Origin of the sequence: Streptomyces sp. enrichment culture (assembly GCF_964272895.1) — a bacterium.
Classification (GTDB): Bacteria; Actinomycetota; Actinomycetes; order Streptomycetales; family Streptomycetaceae; genus Streptomyces.
In genome coordinates this window covers 4,071,304-4,087,638 of sequence record NZ_OZ186832.1, presented here as the reverse complement: position 1 = coordinate 4,087,638, position 16,335 = coordinate 4,071,304, and the positions used below count along the sequence as shown (strand labels likewise).

Annotated in this window: 18 protein-coding genes; 5 read left to right on the top strand and 13 right to left on the bottom strand. The window is 72.1% G+C overall.

Going from position 1 to position 16,335, the window contains the following annotated elements; translation table 11 throughout:
• Window positions 1-74: 74 nt before the first annotated feature.
• The 7 genes from ACSU6M_RS18490 to ACSU6M_RS18460 all read right to left on the bottom strand — a co-directional run bounded on the left by ACSU6M_RS18490 (window position 75) and on the right by ACSU6M_RS18460 (window position 5,921).
• A complete protein-coding gene (locus tag ACSU6M_RS18490) occupies window positions 75-755 on the bottom strand; it encodes a SigE family RNA polymerase sigma factor (RefSeq protein WP_437070859.1) in 681 nt (226 codons plus the stop codon).
• 398 nt (window positions 756-1,153) lie between these two features.
• Window positions 1,154-2,209 carry an aspartate-semialdehyde dehydrogenase gene (locus ACSU6M_RS18485; RefSeq protein WP_437070858.1) on the bottom strand — a complete coding sequence of 352 codons (1,056 nt, stop codon included), beginning with the start codon at window positions 2,207-2,209 and terminating at the stop codon, window positions 1,154-1,156.
• Entirely contained in the window at window positions 2,206-3,483 is a 1,278-nt protein-coding gene (locus tag ACSU6M_RS18480; RefSeq protein ID WP_437070857.1) for an aspartate kinase, read from the bottom strand. Before ACSU6M_RS18480 ends, ACSU6M_RS18485 begins: the two co-directional genes overlap by 4 nt.
• Before the next feature lie 173 nt (window positions 3,484-3,656).
• Complete coding sequence (locus tag ACSU6M_RS18475; protein WP_437070856.1) at window positions 3,657-4,217, bottom strand: GNAT family N-acetyltransferase; 561 nt, start codon at window positions 4,215-4,217, stop codon at window positions 3,657-3,659.
• A gap of 51 nt (window positions 4,218-4,268) precedes the next feature.
• On the bottom strand, window positions 4,269-4,931 hold the full coding sequence (locus ACSU6M_RS18470; protein ID WP_437070855.1) for a DUF5063 domain-containing protein: 663 nt from the start codon (window positions 4,929-4,931) through the stop codon (window positions 4,269-4,271).
• Window positions 4,924-5,523 (bottom strand): recombination mediator RecR, encoded by a 600-nt coding sequence (gene recR / locus ACSU6M_RS18465; protein ID WP_437070854.1) that lies wholly within the window; start codon window positions 5,521-5,523, stop codon window positions 4,924-4,926. The genes ACSU6M_RS18470 and recR overlap by 8 nt, the downstream gene beginning before the upstream one ends.
• Before the next feature lie 59 nt (window positions 5,524-5,582).
• A complete protein-coding gene (locus ACSU6M_RS18460) occupies window positions 5,583-5,921 on the bottom strand; it encodes a YbaB/EbfC family nucleoid-associated protein (protein WP_437070853.1) in 339 nt (112 codons plus the stop codon).
• Between the two features lie 279 nt (window positions 5,922-6,200).
• On the opposite strand from ACSU6M_RS18460, the gene ACSU6M_RS18455 reads away from it, so the two are divergent.
• Window positions 6,201-6,947: an SLATT domain-containing protein gene (locus ACSU6M_RS18455; protein WP_437070852.1), complete on the top strand. Its 747-nt coding sequence runs from the start codon at window positions 6,201-6,203 to the stop codon at window positions 6,945-6,947.
• Between the two features lie 34 nt (window positions 6,948-6,981).
• Here ACSU6M_RS18455 and ACSU6M_RS18450 read toward each other — a convergent pair whose 3' ends face one another.
• The 3 genes from ACSU6M_RS18450 to ACSU6M_RS18440 form a co-directional block, all read right to left on the bottom strand.
• Window positions 6,982-8,955, bottom strand: a complete 1,974-nt coding sequence (locus tag ACSU6M_RS18450) for a protein kinase domain-containing protein (RefSeq protein WP_437070851.1) — start codon at window positions 8,953-8,955, stop codon at window positions 6,982-6,984.
• A 77-nt stretch (window positions 8,956-9,032) separates the two neighbouring features.
• Window positions 9,033-9,512, bottom strand: a complete 480-nt coding sequence (locus ACSU6M_RS18445) for a MarR family winged helix-turn-helix transcriptional regulator (protein WP_437070850.1) — start codon at window positions 9,510-9,512, stop codon at window positions 9,033-9,035.
• Entirely contained in the window at window positions 9,509-10,123 is a 615-nt protein-coding gene (locus tag ACSU6M_RS18440; protein ID WP_437070849.1) for a type 1 glutamine amidotransferase family protein, read from the bottom strand. The genes ACSU6M_RS18445 and ACSU6M_RS18440 overlap by 4 nt, the downstream gene beginning before the upstream one ends.
• Window positions 10,124-10,308: 185 nt before the next feature.
• Here ACSU6M_RS18440 and ACSU6M_RS18435 point away from each other — a divergent pair, with 185 nt between their 5' ends.
• The 3 genes from ACSU6M_RS18435 to ACSU6M_RS18425 all read left to right on the top strand — a co-directional run bounded on the left by ACSU6M_RS18435 (window position 10,309) and on the right by ACSU6M_RS18425 (window position 13,214).
• Window positions 10,309-11,667 (top strand): aspartate aminotransferase family protein, encoded by a 1,359-nt coding sequence (locus ACSU6M_RS18435; RefSeq protein WP_437070848.1) that lies wholly within the window; start codon window positions 10,309-10,311, stop codon window positions 11,665-11,667.
• A gap of 106 nt (window positions 11,668-11,773) precedes the next feature.
• Window positions 11,774-12,475 (top strand): GntR family transcriptional regulator, encoded by a 702-nt coding sequence (locus ACSU6M_RS18430; protein WP_437070847.1) that lies wholly within the window; start codon window positions 11,774-11,776, stop codon window positions 12,473-12,475.
• Between the two features lie 88 nt (window positions 12,476-12,563).
• Window positions 12,564-13,214: a hypothetical protein gene (locus tag ACSU6M_RS18425; RefSeq protein WP_437070846.1), complete on the top strand. Its 651-nt coding sequence runs from the start codon at window positions 12,564-12,566 to the stop codon at window positions 13,212-13,214.
• A 4-nt stretch (window positions 13,215-13,218) separates the two neighbouring features.
• Here ACSU6M_RS18425 and ACSU6M_RS18420 read toward each other — a convergent pair whose 3' ends face one another.
• The 3 genes from ACSU6M_RS18420 to ACSU6M_RS18410 form a co-directional block, all read right to left on the bottom strand.
• A complete protein-coding gene (locus ACSU6M_RS18420; RefSeq protein WP_437070845.1) occupies window positions 13,219-13,512 on the bottom strand; it encodes a hypothetical protein in 294 nt (97 codons plus the stop codon).
• A gap of 95 nt (window positions 13,513-13,607) precedes the next feature.
• The gene (locus ACSU6M_RS18415; RefSeq protein WP_437070844.1) at window positions 13,608-13,802 is read right to left on the bottom strand and encodes a hypothetical protein; all 195 of its coding nucleotides are present in this window, start codon (window positions 13,800-13,802) and stop codon (window positions 13,608-13,610) included.
• 72 nt (window positions 13,803-13,874) lie between these two features.
• Complete coding sequence (locus ACSU6M_RS18410; protein ID WP_437070843.1) at window positions 13,875-15,158, bottom strand: adenylosuccinate synthase; 1,284 nt, start codon at window positions 15,156-15,158, stop codon at window positions 13,875-13,877.
• Between the two features lie 187 nt (window positions 15,159-15,345).
• Between ACSU6M_RS18410 and ACSU6M_RS18405 the strand changes: the two genes are divergently transcribed.
• Window positions 15,346-16,227, top strand: a complete 882-nt coding sequence (locus tag ACSU6M_RS18405) for a diacylglycerol kinase (protein WP_437070842.1) — start codon at window positions 15,346-15,348, stop codon at window positions 16,225-16,227.
• Window positions 16,228-16,335 lie beyond the last annotated feature (108 nt).

The window sequence follows — 16,335 nt, the reverse complement described above, 5'->3', positions numbered from 1 at the left end:
AGGTTGCTTGGACACTTGCTGATCCGCTTCGTCCGCCCCCCGGCGCGGCACCACGGCCTCGTCGTCGTGCTCGCTCATTTCGCCGACGCCCCCATCGCCAGCCGCAGGGCCGCGATGCCGCGGGAGCCGTATGCCTTGACCGAGCCCAGCGAGATGCCGAGGGTCTCGGCGACCTGGGCCTCCGTCATGTCCGCGAAGTAGCGCAGCACCAGCACCTCGCGCTGGCGGCGCTGCAGGCTCTTCATCGCCTGGATCAGATCGCGGCGTTCGAGCGAGTCGTAGGCGCCCTCCTCCGCGCTGGCCATGTCCGGCATCGGCTTGGACAGCAGCTTCAGACCGAGGATGCGGCGGCGCAGGGTGGAGCGGGAGAGGTTGACGACGGTCTGCCGGAGGTAGGCGAGCGTCTTCTCCGGGTCCCGGACGCGCTTGCGCGCGGAGTGGACGCGGATGAACGCCTCCTGGACGACGTCCTCGCAGGAGGCGGTGTCGTCGAGGAGGAGCGCGGCGAGACCGAGGAGCGAGCGGTAGTGCGCGCGGTAGGTCTCGGTGAGGTGGTCGACGGTGGTGCCGGCCGCCACGGCCTCTTCCGCGCCGTCGCGCTGACTGGGGATGCGGGCGGGCCGCGCTGCGGGCATGGGGGCGATCACCGGCATGCCGCCGGCAGCACCGGGCATGCGGGGGCGCTGGGCCCGGCGGACGGACGGCCGAAGGGCCGCGCCGCGCGGGGCCACGCTGAAGTCGAGTACCTCTGCCACGCCAGTTGGACACGTTTCCCCCCGTGGGGGTTGTACGTGCCGGGCGTCACTTTTGCGCCGGACGGTCTGCCCGACACGGATCTCACGCCAGGCAGCACAGCCGACGGAGCCTCAGATGCCCTCATGCGTCCCGCTCTTCCCCTATGTCCCCTGCGAGCGGCCGTCCCCACGTCCGCCCGTGGCGTCCCCACGCCGTGGATGAATGCGCTTGCACCCCGGAAGGGCGCTCGCATAGACGCTCCCCGCCCTCCGCGCGGTTGCGGAGGGCGGGGAGGAAAATCTTCGGACGCCGCCGGGATCCGGTTCACGTGGCCCGGACCATTGTTCGGATCACATGTCTTACGCAGATCTTACAAATCGAGCCAAGCCGGTCCACAGGGTTTCCGGGCCCACGCCTTCTAGGACGAAAACTCCGCCGCGACCAGCTCCGCGATCTGCGCGGTGTTCAGGGCCGCGCCCTTGCGCAGATTGTCCCCGCACACGAACAGCTCCAGCGCGGTGGGGTCGTCCAGGGCCCGCCGCACCCGCCCGACCCACGTCGGATCGGTGCCCACCACGTCGGCGGGGGTCGGGAACTCCCCGGCGGCGGGGTTGTCGAACAGCACCACGCCCGGCGCGGTCGCCAGGATCTCGCGCGCCCCGGCGACGGTGACCTCCCGCTGGAAGCGGGCATGGACGGTCAGCGAGTGCGTGGTGACCACCGGCACCCGCACACAGGTCACGGCGACCGGCAGCTCGGGCAGGGCGAGGATCTTGCGGGACTCGTCCCGCACCTTCATCTCCTCCGAGGACCACCCGTCCCCGACCGGCGAACCGGCCCACGGTACGACGTTCAGCGCCACCGGCTCCGGGAACGGCCCGGTGTCGTCCCCGACGGCCCGCCGCACGTCACCCGGAGTGCTGCCCAGCTCCGTACCGGCCACGAGCTCCAGCTGGCGGCGCAGGGTGTCGATGCCGGCCCGCCCGGCCCCGCTCACCGCCTGGTACGACGAGACCACCAGCTCCTGCAGCCCGAACTCGGCGTGCAGCGCACCCAGAGCGACGATCATGGACAGCGTCGTGCAGTTGGGGTTGGCCACGATCCCGCGCGGCCGCATCCGTGCCGTGTGCGGATTGACCTCGGGCACCACCAGCGGCACCTCCGGGTCCATCCGGAAGGCGGCGGAGTTGTCCACGACCACGCACCCGCGGGCGGCCGCGAGGGGCGCCCACCGGGCCGCGACGTCGTCGGGCACGTCGAACATCGCGATGTCGACCCCGTCGAAGACCTCCTCCGACAGGGCCACCACCTCGACCTCCTCCCCGCGCACGGCCAGCTTGCGGCCGGCCGAGCGCGGGGAGGCGACGAGTCGGATCTCGCCCCAGATGTCCGCCCGGTGGGACAGGATCTGGAGCATGACCTGGCCGACGGCCCCGGTCGCCCCCACGACCGCGAGCGTCGGTCGGCGGGTCATCGCCCGGTGCCCCCGTAGACGACGGCCTCGTCGCTGTCGGAGTCGAGCCCGAACGCGGTGTGCACCGCGCGCACGGCCTCGTTGACGTCGTCGGCGCGGGTGACGACCGAGATACGGATCTCGGAGGTCGAGATCAGCTCGATGTTCACGCCGGCGTCGGACAGGGCGGTGAAGAAGTCCGCGGTGACACCCGGGTTGGTCTTCATCCCCGCGCCGACCAGCGAGATCTTCCCGATCTGGTCGTCGTAGCGCAGCGACTCGAAGCCGATGCCCGCCTTGGACTTCTCCAGGGCGTCGATGGCCTTGCGGCCCTCGGTCTTGGGCAGCGTGAACGAGATGTCCGTCAGACCGGTGGAGGCGGCGGACACGTTCTGCACGATCATGTCGATGTTGATCTCGGCGTCGGAGATCGTGCGGAAGATCGCGGCGGCCTCGCCCGGCTTGTCCGGCACACCGACGACCGTGATCTTGGCCTCGGAGGTGTCGTGCGCGACACCGGAGATGATGGCCTGCTCCACCTTCTTGTCCCCTTGCTTGATCGGCTCGCTGCTCACCCACGTGCCCTGAAGGCCGCTGAAGCTGGACCGCACATGGATCGGGATGTTGTACCGACGGGCGTACTCCACACAGCGGTGGAGCAGCACCTTGGACCCGGAGCTTGCCAGCTCCAGCATGTCCTCGAAGGAGATCCAGTCGATCTTCTTCGCCTTCTTCACCACGCGCGGGTCGGCGGTGAACACACCGTCGACGTCGGTGTAGATCTCACAGACCTCGGCGTCGAGGGCGGCGGCGAGCGCCACGGCCGTCGTGTCGGACCCACCGCGCCCGAGGGTGGTGATGTCCTTGCTGTCCTGGCTCACACCCTGGAAGCCGGCCACGATGGCGATGTTGCCCTCGTCCAGCGAGTCCCGGATACGGCCCGGCGTGACGTCGATGATCCGCGCTTTGTTGTGGACCGAGTCGGTGATGACACCTGCCTGGCTGCCGGTGAACGACTGGGCGCTGTGGCCCAGGTTTTTGATCGCCATGGCCAGCAGAGCCATGGAGATACGCTCTCCGGCGGTCAGCAGCATGTCGAGCTCGCGCCCGGCAGGCATCGGGGATACCTGCTCGGCGAGATCGATCAGCTCGTCCGTCGTGTCGCCCATCGCAGAAACCACGGCGACCACCTGGTGGCCGTTCTTCTTGGCTTCCACGATCCGCTTGGCGACGCGCTTGATGCCCTCGGCATCGGCTACGGAGGAGCCTCCGTACTTCTGCACGACAAGGCCCACGTGCGCTCCTCGCTCGGTTCGTCTCTTTTCCCGCTCATACGCCGGTGTACTGCGGGTCGGCTCAGTCTATCGAGCGCCCCGAATTCACCCTTGCGATATCGCATCGTGAGATTCCGGGGCACCGGACTGGACTCTGCCCGGCGAAGGGCCGCCCACTCGGAAAGTGGGGCAGGTCACGTCCGCTCTCGTGCGGCGCGCCACTCGTCCGCGAGCACGGACCACACCTCGATGTCCTGCCGCTCGCCGTGGTGCACCGAGCTCTGCCGCAGCACGCCGTCCCGCCGGAAGCCGAGCCGCCGGGCGGCGGCGATGCTCGGCTCGTTGGCGGAGGACACCCGCCACTCCACCCGCTGGATCCCGCGCTCCGCGACGAGCCAGTCGATGAGCAGGCGGCACGCGCGGGTGACCAGCCCCCGCCCCACGGCCGCCGACTCCAGCCAGCACCCCACCTCGGCGGTGCCCTGCCCCACGTCCATGATCCGCACGAGCACCCCGCCGACCAGCTTCCCGTCCACCCAGATCCCGTGGATCCGCCCGGTGTCGGCGGCCGCCTTCTCGGCGTACGCCTGGAGGAACGCGCGCGCCGCCGCCGCATCGCTCACGGCGTCCGCGAGCGCGATGTGCCGGCCGACGAACTCCCGCCCCCGGTCCATGTGCGTGAGGAACTCCTCGGCCCGCCACGGCTCCAGCGGCCGCAGTTCGGCCCCGTCGTCGCCCAGGGTCAGTGCGTACATGGTGATCATCCTCCCCCTTGTCGCCAGTACAGGCGGTCGGATGATCTCATGTCACTTCTTGGCGGGCTTCATCCCCAGCGGGCCGGCGATCTCCTGGGTCATGACCTGGCCGGCCTCGAACTCCAGGGTGTCGTCGCCGAGGGTCTGGTCGGTGTCGAGGCCGTCCAGTTCCTCCAGGGGCTGGTTGAGGCGGACGTGGGCCAGCACGGAGTGCAGGGCCCTGAGCGTCGCGGAGGCGGTGGTGCCCCAGTTGGAGAAGTAGGAGAACTGCCACCACCACAGCGCCTCGGAGGTGCGGCCCGCGCGGTAGTGGGCCATGCCGTGGCGCAGGTCGGCGACGACATCGGCGAGGTCGTCGGAGATCCGGGCCGGGACGGGCGCCTTGCGGGGCTCGTAGGGGTCGAAGACCTCGGAGTAGACGTCGATCGGGTCCAGGAGCCGGGCGAGGTTCTCGCGCAGCTCGTCGAACTCCGGTTCGGGGCCCGGGTCAGGCTCGTAGCGCTCGTCGGGGACGATGTCCTCGTGGGCGCCCAGGCGGCCGCCGGCCAGCAGGAGCTGGGAGACCTCCAGGAGGAGGAAGGGGACCGCCGAGTCCGGCTCGTCGCCCTTGGCCACCTCCGTGACGGCCACCAGGAAGCTCTCGATCTGATCCGCGATCTGGACCGCGAAGTCGTCCGGGTTCTGGCCGGTCGCGTGCAGCGTGGCGTCAGACATCTAGCAGTCGTCTCCCCTCGAAGGCACGGCCGAGGGTCACCTCGTCCGCGTACTCCAGGTCGCCACCCACCGGGAGGCCGCTGGCCAGGCGGGTGACCTTCAGGCCCATGGGCTTGATCATGCGGGCGAGGTACGTGGCCGTGGCCTCGCCTTCCAGATTCGGGTCCGTGGCCAGGATCAGCTCCGTGACCGTACCGTCGGCCAACCGCGCGAGAAGTTCCCGTATACGCAGGTCGTCCGGACCGACACCCTCGATCGGGCTGATCGCGCCGCCGAGGACGTGGTAGCGGCCGCGGAACTCGCGCGTGCGCTCGATGGCGACGACGTCCTTGGGCTCCTCGACCACACAGATCACCGACGGGTCGCGGCGGGGATCACGGCAGATGGCGCACTGCTCCTCCTGCGCGACGTTCCCGCACACCGCGCAGAAGCGGACCTTGGCCTTGACCTCCATCAGGGCCTGGGCCAGCCGCCGTACGTCCGTCGGTTCCGCCTGAAGGACGTGGAAGGCGATCCGCTGGGCACTCTTCGGACCGACGCCGGGCAGCCGCCCCAGCTCGTCGATCAGGTCCTGGACCACGCCTTCGTACAACGGACTGCCGTCCTTCCTGGTGTTCCTTCACTACGTACGGTAGATGCCCGCCGCCCGTCTTAGAAAGGCAGGCCGGGGATACCGCCGCCGAGGCCCTGGGCCAGCGGGCCGAGCTTCTGCTGCTGGAGGGCCTGCGCGTTCTCGTTCGCCGCGTGCACGGCGGCGACGATCAGGTCGGCGAGGGTCTCGGTGTCCTCCGGGTCCACCGCCTTCGGGTCGATCTTCAGGGCGCGCAGCTCGCCGGAACCGGTGACGGTGGCCTTCACCAGGCCGCCGCCGGCCTGCCCGTCGACCTCCGTGTTCGCCAGTTCCTCCTGCGCCCGCGCCAGGTCCTGCTGCATCTTCTGCGCCTGCTGCAGCAGCTGCTGCATATTGGGCTGGCCACCACCGGGGATCACGATCTGTTCTCCTCTGTCGCCTTGTGCGCCGTCCGGAACGGGGGCTCGTCCCCGTTCGGGTCGAGCCTACGTGGTCGGCGCGGCCGTCGCCCCGCCACTCTTTCGGGTGAGCCGAGTGTCTGTCCTATACCTGATCAAGGCCCACTTCCGGGCGGAAAGCCTGCGAAACCCTCCTCTTCGCCACCCACCCGGCGGTAGGAAGGACCCGGCGCATCAGCATCAGGTGTCACGTGAGCGCCGTCGTTCGCGTCACGCACCGTGATCAGTAGGGAGTGCCGGGTGGGTCAGCCGGAGATGCAGCCCGAGGGGCCGCCGCAGGACGGACGCGGCGACGCGGCACTGCGGCCGGGCGATCTGACCGGGCGGGCGTTCCCGCACGGCGACTGGGGCGAGCCCGCCGAGCGGCTGGAGGAGCTCTACCGGTGGGTGGAGCAGGGGGCGCTGCAGACGGCCGCGTGGTATCTCGCCGACCGGGTCTGGAAGCGCCGGGGCGCGCGGGCCCTGCGCACGGGCGCGGCGGCGGGCGCGGTGGCCGGGGCGGCCCTGCCCCTGCTGGACCTCACCGGTGCCGTCGGCGGCGTCGCCCCCTGGGGCTATCTGGCCCTGCTCCTCGCGGTCGCCTGCATCGGCGTGGACCGCTTCTTCGGTGTCACCTCGGGCTGGATAAGGGACGTGGCCACCGCGCAGGCCGTCCAGCGCCGGCTCCAGGTCCTCCAGTTCGACTGGGCCTCGGAGAGCGTCCGCGAGGTCCTCGGCCCCACCGAGGGCACGGCCGGGGAGGCCGCCGAGCGCTGCCTCGCCGTCCTGCGCCGCTTCTCCGAGGACGTCACGGAGCTGGTCCGCGCCGAGACCGCCGACTGGATGGTCGCCTTCCGTACCGGTTCGGCCCCGCTCGCCCTGCAGTCCACGGTGCCCGCGTCGGGTCGGCCCACCGACCCCGGCCACCTCAACGGCCGCTTCCCCCTCCCCCCGAACGGCCCGGCCCGGCCGAACATGCCGCGGCAGCGGCCGCCCGAGCCGAGGTGAGGCCGCGTGCGGTCCCCGTGGCCCGCTCCGGGCGTCAGCCTCGGCGGTAGGTCAGTTCCTCGCCCGTCGAGGTGTTCACGCGGCGGAGCGTGCCGTCGGGCAGGAGGGTGACCTCGGTCGCGGCGCCGGGGGCGCAGGAGCTCGCGGGTTCGCCGGTGGTGACGGTGGAGGGGCCGATGGCGAGGGGGCCGTCCGGGGCGGGTCTCGCGGTCAGTTCGGCCTCGAAGACGCAGTGGTAGGTGCCGTTGTCCGTGGGGCCGTCGGCGGTCAGGGACAGCACCGTGTCGCCGACCTCGCCCTGCCGGATGGTCAGCACGCGGGTGTTGCGGCCGGTCCCGTTGTCGATCGTCGCCGTCCAGGTGCCCAGGTACGGCTCCGGGATCTCGCCGTCCGGTGGGGTGGAGGGGGTCGGGCCGGAGTCGGAGGGGGTCGGGGTGGGGGTCGGCGGGGGTGCGGTGACCGGGGCGCCGGTCGGGGTGGGGGTCGCCCGGTCCTCGCTGTCGCCGCCGTTCAGCAGGGCGTACACCGAGCCGCCCGCCGCCAGCGCGACGACCACCGCCACGGCCACGAGGGCGGCGGTGGCCCGGCCGTTGCGGCGCGGGGGCTCGGGGGGCTCGAAGGGGCCGGGGGCGGTGTGGAGGGCGGGGGCCGGGGGGTGGCCGTAGGCGGGCGGCTGGGCGATCGGGTGCGGGGAGCCGTAGACGGGAGGCTGGGCGGGCGGCTGCGGGGAGCCGTACGCGGGCGGCTGCACGGGTGGCTGCGGATAGCCGTAGGCGTGGACGGGTGGGGCGGGCCGCGGGGAGCCCTGGACCGGGGGCGGACCGTAGGCGGGGTGCGCCGGGGCGCCGGGACCGTCGGCGACGGGGGCGTGCTCCGGGGAGGGGCGTACGGCGGGCGCCCCCGGCGCCTGCGCCCCGTCCCGCGCCGTCCGCGCCCACGGCGGCTCCACCAGCCCGGCCCGGTCGGCGCCGTCCTCCGCGGCCGCCCCCGCCGGATCCTCCGTCTCCAGCAGCTGGACCGCGTGCCGGCCGAGCTGGGCGACCAGTGCGCTCGGCAGCCAGGGGTCGCGGGAGCGGCCGTCGGCGACGGTGTCCTCCGCGCCGGTGCGTTCGAGGATGCGGTCGAGGGTGGGACGGGCGCCGGGGTCCTTGCGCAGGCAGTCGCGGACGAGGTCGGCGAGGCCCTCGGGGACCCGTGCGAGGTCGGGTTCCTCCTGGGCGATACGGAACATGAGGGCGTGCACGCCGCTGCCGGCGTCACCGAAGGGCAGCGCGCCCGTCGCGGCGTAGGCCAGGACGGACCCGAGGCAGAAGACGTCGCAGGCCGGGGTCAGGCGCTCCCCGCGGACCTGCTCGGGAGCCATGAAGCCGGGGGAGCCGACGAGCACACCGGTGCGGGTCAGCCCGTCGGCCCCGGCACCGCTCCCGGCCCCGGCGTCCCTGCCGGTCCCGGTCCCGTCCCACGCACCGCCCGTGGCGCCGGCGCCCCCCGCGTCCAGCGCCCGCGCGATCCCGAAGTCGATGACCCGGGGACCGTCGATGGTCACCAGCACGTTGGACGGCTTGAGGTCGCGGTGGACGATGCCGGCCGCGTGGATGTCCTTCAGCGCGTGCGCCAGACCGGCCGCGAGGATGCGCACCGACCGCTCGGGCAGTGGCCCGTGGTCGACGCCCACGACCTGCTGGAGGCTGGGCCCGGCGACGTACCCGGTGGCCACCCACGGCACCTCGGCCTCGGTGTCGGCGTCCAGCACGGGTGCCGTCCAGTACCCGCCGACCCGCTGCGCGGCCCGCACCTCCTGCCGGAACCGCGCCCGGAACTCCTCCCGCGCCGCCAGCTCCCGCCTGATCAGCTTCACGGCGACCATGCGCCCGCGGTCGGACCGGGCGAGATACACCTGCCCCATCCCGCCGGTACCCAGCCGCGCCAGCAACCGGTAGGCGCCGACCCTCCCGCGGCCTGCCGCCGGGGGCACCCCCGGCGGATCCTCCGCACCGAGCTCGCGCATCGCAGGCCCTCCCCCAGTACCGCCTGTGCGACGCCTCCACGATAGTGCGGCGAACGGACAGGTGAGAGGGCTCGCGCCTACGGTTCCGTAACGGCTGCCGGCGGCCGGCCGGCCGTCGCCGCCAGCTCTTCCAGCACCCGCGACAGCCGCTCCAACGCCTCGACGGCCAGGGCCAGTTCCTCCTCGCCGAACGCCTCCGCCAGCCGGTCGGCGAAGGCCGCGTGACCGGGGTCGATCCGGCCCACGGCCGCCCGTCCCGCCTCCGTCGGCGCGAGCAGCTTGGCGCGGCGGTGGGCGGGGTTGGGGCGGTACTCGGCGAGGCCCTTGCCGACCAGGAGGTCCGCGATGCGCTGGACGCTCTGCCGGGTGATGCCCATGGCACGGGCGATCCCGGACACCGGCAGCGGCTCGCGCAGCACCGCGCCGAGCACCTGCCACCAGGCGGCGGTGAGCCCGGCGGGGCTCGCCAACTCCTCCGCGACGGACAGGAATTGGCCGTTGAGCCGGAACACGCCGAGCGCGCTCCGGCTGAACAGGTCCTGCCGCTCCCGGCTCACCGCGCCCCCGCCTTCTCCAGCACGGCGTACGCCTCGACGTCGGAGTCGTGGAACAGCCGGTACCAGGCGTCCAGCACCTCCCCCTGGTACACCCCGAGGAGCCCCAGGACCTCGCGGGCGAAGGCGACCGGCTCGGTGGGCCCGGCGGTGATCAGTCCCCCGTCGGTGACGGCGTCCGTCTCGACGTACCGCTCGCCGCCGCCGTATCCCGTCGCCGCCAGGTAGAAGGACACCGCGCTGGTGTGGGCGCGGTCGTCGAGCAGGCCCTCGCGGGCCAGTCCGGCCGTCGCGCCGCAGATCGCCGCCACGGGGACGCCCGCGTCGAGGAACTCGCGCGCCTTGCGGGCGAAGGGGGCCAGGTCGTCGCCGCTCTCCCACAGGTCGGCGCCCGGCAGGATCAGCAGCGCGCTCTCCTCGGGGCGTACGGCGTCCAGGGCGAGGTCGGGGGTGACGCGCAGCCCGCCGATGCTGCGGACCGGCTCGGTGCCCGGGCCGACCGTGCGGATCTCGTGGCCGGCGCGGGCGAGGCAGGCGGTGGCGTACCCGGTCTCCCAGTCGGCGTAGGTGTCGTAGACGGCGTGGTGCACGGGCTTGCGGACGGTGGTGCTCATGGTTCCTCCTCCGGGCCGTACCTCTGATGACAGAAGACTGTCACCTTGACAGCTTGCTGTCAATGGCGCTCATGGGCCCGCTCCGCCCGGCCGTTCCCTGTCTCGACAACCTGTCGCGGAAAGCCCGTGTCCACAGACAGGACGCCGATACCGATTCCGCATCGCGGACATTTACGCTCGCCCGCATGACCCCTCAGCCCCATCCCGAAGCCGGCGCCGCAGTGAAGGCAGCGGACCGCGCGCATGTGTTCCACTCCTGGTCCGCGCAGGAACTCATCGACCCGCTCGCCGTCGCCGGCGCGGAGGGGTCGTACTTCTGGGACTACGACGGCAAGCGCTACCTGGACTTCACCAGCGGGCTCGTCTACACCAACATCGGCTACCAGCACCCGAAGGTCGTCGCGGCGATACAGGAGCAGGCCGCGAAGATGACCACCTTCGCGCCCGCCTTCGCGATCGAGGCACGGTCCGAGGCGGCCCGGCTGATCGCCGAGCGCACCCCCGGCGACCTGGACAAGATCTTCTTCACCAACGGCGGCGCGGACGCCGTCGAGCACGCGGTGCGCATGGCCCGGCTGCACACGGGCCGCCCCAAGGTGCTCTCGGCGTACCGCTCGTACCACGGCGGCACCCAGCAGGCGATCAACATCACCGGCGACCCGCGCCGCTGGGCCAGCGACAGCGGCTCGGCCGGGGTCGTGCACTTCTGGGCGCCCTTCCTCTACCGCTCCCGCTTCTACGCCGAGACCGAGGAGCAGGAGTGCGCCCGCGCCCTTGAGCACCTGGAGACGACGATCGCCTTCGAGGGGCCCGCGACCATCGCCGCGATCGTCCTGGAGACCGTGCCCGGCACCGCCGGGATCATGGTGCCGCCGCCCGGCTATCTCGCCGGGGTGCGGGAGATCTGCGACCGGCACGGGATCGTCTTCGTCCTGGACGAGGTCATGGCGGGCTTCGGCCGCACCGGCGCATGGTTCGCCGCCGACCACTTCGGCGTCGTACCGGACCTGATGACCTTCGCCAAGGGCGTGAACAGCGGCTATGTGCCGCTCGGCGGTGTCGCCATCTCCGCCGAGATCGCCGACACCTTCGGCAGGCGGCCCTACCCCGGCGGCCTCACCTACTCCGGGCACCCGCTGGCCTGCGCCGCCGCCGTCGCCACCATCCAGGTCATGGCCGAGGAGGGCGTCGTCGAGCAGGCCGGCCGGCTCGGTACGACGGTCCTGGAGCCGGCGCTGCGCGAGCTGGCCGAGCGGCACCCGAGCGTGGGCGAGGTCCGCGGGCTCGGCATGTTCTGGGCGATCGAGCTGGTGCGCAGCAAGGAGACGCGCGAGCCGCTGGTGCCGTACAACGCGAGCGGTGAGGCGAACGCCCCGATGGCCGCGTTCACGGCCGCCATGAAGGCGGGCGGGGTGTGGCCGTTCGTGAACATGAACCGCACCCATGTCGTGCCGCCCTGCAACGTGACCGAGGCCGAGCTGAAGGAGGGCCTGGCCGTGCTGGACGCCGCGCTGAGCGTGGCCGACGAGCACACGGAGAGCTGACCCGGCGCCGCCCTCGGCGCGAACGCGTAAGGTGGCGTGTTCGTAGACGTGTACGAGCACGCCGCTTTCACGCGGACTCCAGGCGACGAGGGAGACAGGCGAAGCCATGCCCGGCAGCAGCGGCAACGGGGCCGTGACGCGCAGCACCCTGCGGCAGCAGATCGCGGACGCGCTGCGGGACGAGGTGCTGGCGGGGCGGCTGCAGCCGGGGCAGGCGTTCACCGTCAAGGAGATCGCCGACCAGTACGGCGTCTCGGCCACCCCGGTGCGCGAGGCGCTGGTCGACCTGAGCGCGCAGGGGCTGCTGGAGGCCGACCAGCACCGCGGGTTCCGGGTACGGGAGTACTCGGTCGCCGACTTCCGCGGGCTCGTCGAGGCCCGCACCCTCGTCACGGACGGCATGTTCCACGCCCTCGGCAAGGGCCACCGCGGCTTCCGGGACCCCGACGACCCGCGCACGGCCACCGCGCTGGCCGGGGTGCGGCGGCGCGGCGAGGAGGCGCAGCGGGCCGCGCGCGCCGGTGACCTGACCGTGCTGATCGGCTACGACCTGCGCTTCTGGCGCGAGCTGAGCGGCCTGTACGGCAATGTCTACCTCGCCGACTTCCTGCACCGGCTGCGTGTGCAGTCCTGGGTCTGCGCGGTGCAGCGGCTGCGGCTGCTGCCCGACCTGCGCGGGCGGCTGTGGGACGGGCACACCGACCTGGTCGACGCGCTCTCCCGGCGCGACACCGACACCGCGCGCGCGGTGGTCGCCGCGTACAACGCGCACTCGCTCGCGCTGATCGAGCAACTGACCGGGGACTGAGCCCGCGCAGGCGGGGAACCATCCGTGCACCGCACCGATTACGCTGCCCTGACCGCACCGCCGCGCCGTGCTATCCGAGGAGCCTTCTTTGGCCTGTGACCTGTGGCTGGTACCTCTCGTCGACGTGTTGTGCCACACCCCGGACAACCCCTTCGCCGAGGAACTCGCGCAATACGACCGCGTGCTCACCCAGGCCGGGCTCCCTCCGGTGCCGGTGTACCAGTACATGCCCGGGCTGTCCGGCGACGTCGCCCCGGTGGCCGGCTTCGACTACGACGCGCTGCACTTCCTGCGGCGCGTCTATCTGCTCCAGATGTGCGGGCTCCCGGTGACGCCGGTGGACGAACTCGGCGGCGACTACGAGCAGTTGCTGGAGATGTTCGAGACGACGGCCCAGCAGTCGCACCTGGTGTGGCACTACGACCACGCGGGCGCGTACGTCCCCGTCGACTTCCCCCACCCGCTCTCCGACGACGAGATGCTGGCCGGCGGCGGCCCGCTCGGCTCCTCCCACGCGCTGCTGCGCGAGCTGGAGTCGATCGCCCCGGCGATCGGCATCGACCCGGCCAATCCCCCGGCCGCGCCCCAACCTCCGCTCGGCCCCACCGACTTGGAGGAACCGGCCGTTCCCGCTCCGTACGACCCCAGTCCGTTCGCCCGCGAACGGCATGTCTGGCTGGGGCTGCACGCGGCGGCGACGCGGAGCCTCGCGCAGGGCTCGATGATCGTGTTCAGCTGAGCCGTCAGCCGGCCAGCTCGGCCAGGCCCCGCTGCAGCTCCTCCAGGTTCATGACCGGAGTGACCTCGACGTAGGCGTTGAGGTCGGTGAACAGCGCGTCCAGGGTCGGCGGGATCTTCGAGCTGTCCGGCAGATCGACGACCATCAGCATCGTCCGGTGCCCGTCCAGCGGCGCGAAGTAGACCGCTTCCGGCTTCACCCGCTCCAGGGTCGACTTGATCAGCTCCGGCATCCTGCCGTTGTGGATCAACTCGTTGCTGCGCTCCGTGTCCACGTTCGCCTTCACGAGCAGACGCATCGCCGTCACCTTCTCCGTGGTCGCTGCGAGCCCCCACGCACCTCACCCTATGCCCGGTTCGCGAGGTTCGCCCGCGCTCGTCCCAGGGCCGTGGATCATCCGATGAGCCGGATCTGCGGCGGCCACAGCACACCGTCGGCGAGGAGCAGCGCCGGGCCCAGATGGACCGGGCACACATGCAGCGCGGGGCGGCGGTAGCGGGTGACCTCGAAACGGGCCCGCTCGCCGCAGTCGGTGCCCTCTACCTCTCCGCCGTACGGGCCCAGGCACGGCGCCTCACGGAGCGGCATAGCCCGATTGGACCACGAAACGGGCGCCCCCGCTTGCCGGGGGCGCCCGTCTGTGCTGCGGCCGGACCGGCGCTAGATGAACGAGTTGATCTCGATCGTCTCGTCCCGGCCCGGACCCACGCCGATCGCGGAGATCGGGGCGCCGGACATCTCCTCCAGCGCCTTGACGTAGTTCTGCGCGTTCTTCGGCAGGTCGGAGAAGGACTTCGCCTTGGTGATGTCCTCGGACCAGCCCGGCAGCGTCTCGTAGATCGGCTTCGCGTGGTGGAAGTCGCTCTGCGAGTACGGCAGTTCCTCGACCCGCTTGCCGTCGATCTCGTACGCCACACAGACCGGGATCTGCTCCCAGCCGGTGAGGACGTCGAGCTTGGTCAGGAAGAAGTCGGTGAGGCCGTTGACGCGGGTGGCGTACCGGGCGATCACCGCGTCGAACCAGCCGCAGCGGCGGTCACGGCCGGTGGTGACGCCCCGCTCGCCGCCGATGCGGCGCAGCGCCTCGCCGTCCTCGTCGAACAGCTCCGTCGGGAACGGGCCGGCGCCCACGCGGGTGGTGTACGCCTTGAGGATGCCGATCACCCGGCTGATCTTCGTCGGGCCCACGCCGGCGCCCGTGCAGGCGCCGCCCGCGGTCGGGTTGCTGGACGTGACGAACGGGTACGTGCCGTGGTCGATGTCCAGCAGCGTGCCCTGGCCGCCCTCGAAGAGCACGACCTTGTCGTCCTCCAGCGCCTGGTTCAGGATCAGCACCGTGTCCGCGACGTACGGCTTGATCTGCTCGGCGTAGCCCAGCAGCTCCTCGACCACCTGGTCCACCGCGATCGCGCGGCGGTTGTACAGCTTGGTCAGCAGCTGGTTCTTGACGTCGAGCGCCGCCTCGACCTTCTGCTGGAGGATCGACTCGTCGTACAGGTCCTGCACGCGGATGCCGACACGGTTGATCTTGTCCGCGTACGTCGGGCCGATGCCGCGGCCGGTGGTGCCGATCTTGCGCTTTCCGAGGAAGCGTTCCGTCACCTTGTCGACGGTGACGTTGTACGGCGTGATGATGTGCGCGTTGCCGCTGATGAGGAGCTTGGACGTGTCGACGCCGCGCTCGTTCAGCCCGCTCAGCTCGGAGAGCAGGACCGAGGGGTCGACGACGACGCCGTTGCCGATGACCGGGGTGCATCCGGGGGAGAGGATGCCGGAGGGAAGAAGGTGGAGGGCGTACTTCTGGTCTCCTACGACGACCGTGTGGCCGGCGTTGTTGCCGCCCTGGTATCGGACCACGTAGTCGACCGATCCACCGAGCAGGTCGGTGGCCTTTCCTTTACCCTCGTCACCCCACTGAGCACCGAGCAGCACAAGTGCGGGCACGCGCGTACACCCCTTCCGGGCGGGGCATGTCCAAGGTCAGAGGCGTACGCGGCACGGCTTGTGCGTCGTACACCGGCGACCTTCGTCGGCCGCAACCCGTCGGACCGGATGCCCCGGAATAGACGAAGCCCCTGGCGCAATAGCGCAAGGGGCTCTTGCACAAAGATGCTACCCGAGGAAGCGAGGCATGGCCGAGGTGGCGACTTTCGCGACATCCGATCAGCTGCTCGTGGTGATCGATCCAGCCGCTCGGAGGATGGACGGAGAGGCCGTACGGATCGCGAAAGACGTGCTCAGCGCGGGTGCGGCGACCAAGGTGTGCCTGCCGGACGGCCCGGACGAATTCGCTCGCGCGCTGGCGCGTCGCGGGTCGCGGCGGCCGGTGGTGGTCGGCGACGACCGGGCGCTGGTGCGGGCGGTGTCGCTGCTGCACCGGCAGCGGGCGCTCGGTGAGTGTGCGCTGTCGGTGGTGCCGGTGGGGGCGATGCTGTCGCTGGCGGGGTCGCTGGGGGTGCCCACGGGGGCGGTGGCGGCGGCGCGGGCGGTGCTGGACGGGGTGGAGCGGCGGCTGGATCTGCTCGTCGACGACAGCGACGGGGTGGTGCTGGGGGCGTTGCGGATTCCTCCGGTGCTGTCGGTGGGGGTGCCGGCGGCGGTGAACGGGGCGACGGGGGTCGGGGACCGTACGGGGGGCCGGGTGCCCTGGCTGCGGTCGGCGCGGACGCTGGTGCGGACGCTGGGTGCCGCTCGGCCGGTCCGGGTGCCGTCGGTCTCGGTGCCGCCGGCCGGGCCCTCGCGGCTGCGCGTGGAGGTCGACGGGGCGACGCTGGTGGATCTGGACCAGCCGGTGCGGGAGGTGTCCGTGACGCCGGGCTCGGGGTGTGCGGCGGTGGAGGTGCGGCCGCTGTCCGTGGGGGCGGAGGTCGCTCCGCTGCGGGCGGTGGGGGGGCGGGTGACGGTGACCGGGGCGGACTTTCGGTACCGGGCCGATGCGGGGGTGTGGGGGCCGGTGCGGCGGCGGACGTGGACGGTGCGGGTGGGGGCGCTGGGGCTGGTGCTGCCTGGGTGACGTTTTCGGGGGGTGCGCCTGGGGCGGGCGGTGCGCTGGGGCGGGGTGCGCTCAGGCCGGGGGTGCGCCCAGGCCGGGGGTGGGTCGGGGGCGTGGGGGGCGCGGCGA